This window comes from Actinomycetota bacterium (assembly GCA_035759705.1).
Lineage (GTDB): Bacteria > Actinomycetota > CADDZG01 > JAHWKV01 > JAHWKV01 > JAJCYE01.
Window position 1 is genome coordinate 1 of the sequence record DASTUJ010000156.1, and the last position, 5398, is coordinate 5398.

Consider the following 5398-nt stretch of genomic DNA (forward strand, 5'->3'; position numbering starts at 1 on the left):
GCGGCAAAGTCGATCCAGGGCCTCAGGCGCTTCAGCACCTCGGGGCCCAGCTCTTTGTGCTGCAGGCTCCCCGCGATCAGCTCGGACAGCACCGTCACGTGCCCGGCGGCCAGGTCTTCCCGGTAGATGTCCCTGGCCAGCTGGACGAGGTCCTCGATGGTCTCGGTTTTCTCCAGAAGCGCCTCGTAGCTGGCCATCCGTTGGGCGCTCGTCTTATCCAGAGCCGCCAGGAGCAGGTTCTTGATGTCGCCGAAGTAGTAGTAGATGAGGGCCTGGTTGACCCCGGCGCGGCCGGCGATGGCCCGGGCGGTCGTGCCGCCGTAACCCTCCTGCTTGATGGTGGCGAGTGCCGCCTCCACCAGCCGCTCCTTCGTGCCCTCCATCGGACCCCTTCAAAATCTTAAACAAACGTTTACAACAACTGTTTAAAGTGTACGCCCCAAGGGGTCACCCGTCCACTTGCCGGGTACTATCGGGATATGCCTCGAGTGAACGAAGAGGTCGCTCAGGCTTTCGAAGAACTGGCGGACCTGATGCAGATTGCCGGGGGAGACCGGTTCAAGATCGTCGCCTACCGGCGCGTGGCGGAGGAGGTCCGGGCGCTTGCCCGGGATATCTCCACCCTGGACGACAAGGAGTTGTCGACTCTGCGCGGGGTGGGCAGGGCGACCTCCTCCAAAATCCGGGAGGTACTCAATACCGGGACCATGGCTAAGCTTGAAGATGCCCGCGCGGAGGTCCCGAAGGGCATCCGGGAGATGACGGCGCTGCCGGGGCTGGGGCCGAAAACCGCCCTCCTGCTACACAGCGAGCTCGGGGTGACCAACCTCACCGAGCTCGACCAGGCGATCAAGGAGCAGAGACTGAGAACCATCAAAGGATTAGGCAAAAGGACAGAGGAGAACCTCACCGCCGCACTCCGCCGCTTCAAGGGCAAGGAGGAACGGGCTCCCATCGACGTGGCCCTAAGGGTTGCCGAAGCGCTCCTGGAGGAGCTGCGGCAGTCCGATCTGGTCACCGAAGCCGCCTACTGCGGCAGCCTGCGCAGGGGCAAAGAGACCATCGGCGACCTCGACCTGCTGGCCACCGGGCCCGACCCGGGGGCGATCATGAACCTGTTCACCACCCTGCCGGCCGTAACCGGTGTGCCGGTCAGCGGCTCGACCAAGTCGTCCATCCGCACCCGTGAGGGTCTGCAGGTCGACCTTCGGGTCGTCGCTGCGGACGAGTTCGGCGCGGCTCTGCAGTACTTCACGGGGTCCAAAGAGCACAACGTCCGGGTGCGGGAGATCGCGGTCAAACAGGGCTACAAGCTCTCCGAATACGGGGTGTTCCGGGTGTCGGACAACTCAAAGGTCGCCGGGGCCACCGAAGACGACGTCTACGCCGCCCTGGGCCTGCAGACCCCGCCGGCCCCGATGCGGGAGAACCGGGGCGAGGTCGAGCTCGCGCTGAAGGGGGAGATCCCCGAGCTGGTGCAACTTGCCGACATTCAGGGCGACCTTCACATGCACACCCGGTACTCGGACGGCTCCACGACCGTGCGCGAGATGGCCCGGACCGCAATGGGCCTCGGGCGGAGCTACATCGCGATCACCGACCACCTCGACGCCTGGGTGAAGTCGCACAGCCCGGACACCGTGAAGCTGCAGGCGGAGGAGATCGCCAGGGCGAACGAGGAGTTCGGCGGCCGCATCACGATCCTGCAGGGCGTGGAGGTCGACATCGGCCCCGAGGGAACCCTGGCGCTTCCGGACTCCATCCTGGACCGGGTCGACCTGGTGATCGCCAGCATCCACCGGCGGTACGGCCTGGACGCCGAGGCGATGACCCGCAGGGTGGTCAAGGCGATGCAGCACCCCAAGGTGAACATCTTCGGGCACCCCACCGGGCGGTGGCTGGGGCAGCGGGAAGCCGCCGAGTTCGACCTCGAGCAGGTCTTCGCCGCGGCTAAGGAGAACCAGGTGGCCATGGAGATCAACTCGAACCCGGCCCGACTGGATCTGAAGGACGACCACATCCGACTGGGCAAGGAGTACGGCCTGAGGTTTTCGATCAACACCGACTCGCACAACCCGGGCCACCTGAGCCGGATGCGATTGGGGGTCGGGATGGCGCAGAGGGGCTGGGTGACCGCCCCCGAGGTGATCAACACCCTGCAGGTCGACGAAATTCGGAAAGTCTTCCTCAAAAGCTAGCTTTGGAACGTCTGCCGCCTGAGTTCTTCGAACGCCCCACCCTGCGGGTGGCGGAGTCGCTGGTCGGCCACACCTTATACAGGGACAGCCCGGACGGGCTCGTGGCGGGGCGGCTGGTGGAGGTCGAGGCCTACTGCGGTCCGAACGACCCGAACAGCCACGCCTTCAAGCGCACCCCCCGCAGTTCGATCATGTACGGCCCGCCGGGCGTGCTCTACGTCTATTTCACCTACGGCATGCACCACTGTGCGAACATCGTCTGTGAGAACGACGGGACCGCCGGAGCCGTCCTCATGCGGGCGGTGGAGCCTCTGGAAGGCCTGGATCTGATGGCCGCCCGGCGTGGACTGACCGACCCGAAACTGCTTGCCAAGGGCCCGGGCCGCCTCTGCCAGGCGTTCGGCCTCAGCCGGGAGGACAACGGCACCGACCTGGCCGCCGGCGACGTATGGGTAGGCGCAGAGCGCCGCCTCGAGGGACCGGTCCGCTCGTCGTACCGAATAGGTGTGTGCGCCGCCACCGACTTCCCCTGGCGCTTCTACGAGCCCGGCCCCTGGACCAGCGGCCTCAAGAACCCCCGGGTCCCGGAGCCGGAGTTGGACGTACCCATCGGTTAACCTTCAAACGTGCCTGAAGACATCTTCTCCGAGCTGCAGTGGCGAGGGCTCGTCCACCAGACAACCGACCCCGAGCTGGGCAAGCTGCTGGCCGCCGAACAGTTCGTCCTCTACTGCGGGTTCGACCCGACGGCGGACTCCCTTCACCTCGGAGGCCTGATCCAGCTTCTCGGACTTCGCCGGATGCAGCTGGCCGGACACAAGCCGATCGCCGTCATGGGCGGCGGGACGGGCCTCGTCGGCGATCCGAGCGGCCGGGAGTCCGAGCGATCGCTCCTTGCACCGGCGGTGCTCGAGGCCAACATTGCTGCCATCCGGAAGCAGGCCGAGCGCATCGTCGACTTCAGCCCCGGCGAGTCGCAGGCGACCATGGTCGACAACGCCGACTGGCTGCGGCCCCTCCGATTGACCGACTTCCTCCGCGACATCGGCAAACACTTCAGCGTGAACCAGATGGTCGCCCGGGACTCGGTTCGCAACCGCCTGGAGAACCGGGAGCAGGGGATCTCGTTCACCGAGTTCACCTACATGCTGTTGCAGTCGTACGACTTTCTCCACCTGTTCCAGCAGTTCAACTGCCGGCTGCAGATCGGGGGGAGCGACCAGTGGGGCAACATCACCTACGGCATCGAGCTCATCCGAAAGGTCACCGGCGCCGAGGCGTACGGGCTCACCTCTCCTTTAATCAAGGGGTTGGGCGGGGCGAAGATGGGCAAAAGCGTCGGCGGCAATGTCTGGCTCGACCCGGCGAAGACCAGCCCCTACCGCTTCTACCAGCACTTCATCAACGTCGACGACTCTCAGGTCGGGCAGTTGCTGCGGTTTTTCACCTTCCTGCCCCGCGAGGAGATCGAGGCCCTGGAAGAGCAGGTTCGGGAGGCGCCCCAGCTCCGGGAGGCCCACAGGGCGCTGGCCCGCGAGGTCACCACGCTTGTTCACGGTCCCGATGAGGCGGCGAAGGCGGAGCGGGCGTCCCAGGCCCTGTTCGGGGCCAACATCACCGAGCTGGAGGAGACCGAGCTGCTGGACGTCCTGGCCGACGCTCCGTCGTCCACGCTTCCCCACAGCTCGCTCGGCGAGGGGACGCCGTTGATCGACCTGCTGATCGAGTCGGGCCTCGCCACCTCCCGCAAGACCGCCCGGGAGTTCATCGGCGGGGGCGGCGTCTACATCAACAACACCAGACAGACCGACATCGACCGGGCGGTGGGGGAGGGCGACCTGCTGCACGGCCGCTACGTGGTGCTCCGCCGCGGCAAAAAGAACCACCACCTGGTGAGCTTCGGTTGAGCGACGCGGTTTTCGACAACCTCGACCTGGAGACCCTCCACCGGCTGCACAGCGCCAAGTGGAGGCACTACCCGGACGACGTGATCCCGGCCTGGGTGGCCGAGATGGACTTCCCGGTGGCCGATCCGGTTCGCCGGGCGGTCGAGGCGGTTGCCGAACGCAGCGACTTCGGGTACCCGGCGTCCATCGAGCACACCGGCTTCGCCGACGTGGTCGCGGGCTGGGCCGACCGCTCCTACGGGTGGAAGGTCGACCCCAAGAATGTGGTGATCCTCCCCGACGTGGTGCGGGGCCTTGACGTCGGCCTTCGCATCCTCTCCGAGCCGGGCGACGGAGTCGTCATCCAGCCGCCGGTCTACCCTCCCTTCTTCAGCTCGATCAAGCAGAACGAGCGCAAGGTGGTGGAGAACCCGATGGTTTTCCGGGACGGCCGCTACGAGGTCGACTTCGAAGGGCTGGACGCCGCCATGGCGAACGCCAGCGTCTTCATCCTCTGCAACCCGCAGAACCCAACAGGCCGGTCGTTCAGCCGCTCCGAGCTTGAGGCGATGGCCGAGCTGGCCATCCGGCACGACGTGTCCGTGATCGCCGACGAGGTTCACTCCCCGCTGACCCTGCCCGGGGCGTCGCACACCGTGTTTTCGATGTTGGGTGACGATGTCGCGGCCCGGACCCTGACCGTCACCGCCGCCTCGAAGGCGTGGAACTTCGGCGGGCTCAAATGCGGCTTTGCGGTCGGCGGGTCGACCGAACACGTCGAGAAGCTCAACGCGCTTGGTCACCACGTGGTCGGTGGCGCGAGCATCGTCGGCATCGAGGCGACCGAGGCCGCATTCACCGAGGGCGGGCCCTGGATGGCCCGGGTGGTCGACTACCTGGACGGGAACCGCCGGCTGTTGGGCGAACTGCTGCAGCAGCACCTGCCCGAGGTGGTCTACGCCATGCCCGAGGCCACCTACCTCGCCTGGCTCGACTGCCGCGCCCTCGGCCTGAAGCCGGACCCCCACACGTTCTTCCTGGAGGAGGCCAAGGTCGCTTTCAGCGCCGGCCCGATGTTCGGGACCCAGGGCGAGGGGTTCGTCAGGTTCAACTTCGCCACCTCGAGGGCAATTGTCACCGAGATAGTTCAGCGGATGGCGGCCGCCGTCAAGCGCTCCCGGGAGAGCTAGGCAAAGGCCTACTCAGTGCTGTAGTACCCGGTCAAAACGATGTTCGCATCCACTCGGCCCGTGGTGTTGAAGCGGCGGACCACCCCTCCGAACTGGGTGCCGGCAGCGGCGTACGCCCGGAGGG

5 protein-coding genes are annotated in these 5398 nt (G+C 66.4%); 4 read left to right on the forward strand and 1 reads right to left on the reverse strand.

Going from position 1 to position 5398, the window contains the following annotated elements; translation table 11 throughout:
- Nucleotides 1-383, reverse strand: a 383-nt coding sequence (locus tag VFV09_10725) for a helix-turn-helix domain-containing protein (GenBank protein HEU4868188.1), incomplete at its 3' end; no start/stop codon positions are given.
- 96 nt (nucleotides 384-479) lie between these two features.
- Between VFV09_10725 and polX the strand changes: the two genes are divergently transcribed.
- The 4 genes from polX to VFV09_10745 are packed head-to-tail and all read left to right on the forward strand — an operon-like array spanning nucleotide 480 to nucleotide 5274.
- Nucleotides 480-2198, forward strand: coding sequence for a DNA polymerase/3'-5' exonuclease PolX (polX, locus tag VFV09_10730; protein HEU4868189.1), 1719 nt, complete (start codon nucleotides 480-482; stop codon nucleotides 2196-2198).
- Between the two features lie 2 nt (nucleotides 2199-2200).
- Entirely contained in the window at nucleotides 2201-2815 is a 615-nt protein-coding gene (locus VFV09_10735) for a DNA-3-methyladenine glycosylase (GenBank protein HEU4868190.1), read from the forward strand.
- Nucleotides 2816-2824: 9 nt separating this feature from the next.
- Nucleotides 2825-4105, forward strand: coding sequence for a tyrosine--tRNA ligase (tyrS, locus tag VFV09_10740; protein ID HEU4868191.1), 1281 nt, complete (start codon nucleotides 2825-2827; stop codon nucleotides 4103-4105).
- Nucleotides 4102-5274: a MalY/PatB family protein gene (locus tag VFV09_10745; GenBank protein HEU4868192.1), complete on the forward strand. Its 1173-nt coding sequence runs from the start codon at nucleotides 4102-4104 to the stop codon at nucleotides 5272-5274. The genes tyrS and VFV09_10745 overlap by 4 nt, the downstream gene beginning before the upstream one ends.
- Nucleotides 5275-5398 lie beyond the last annotated feature (124 nt).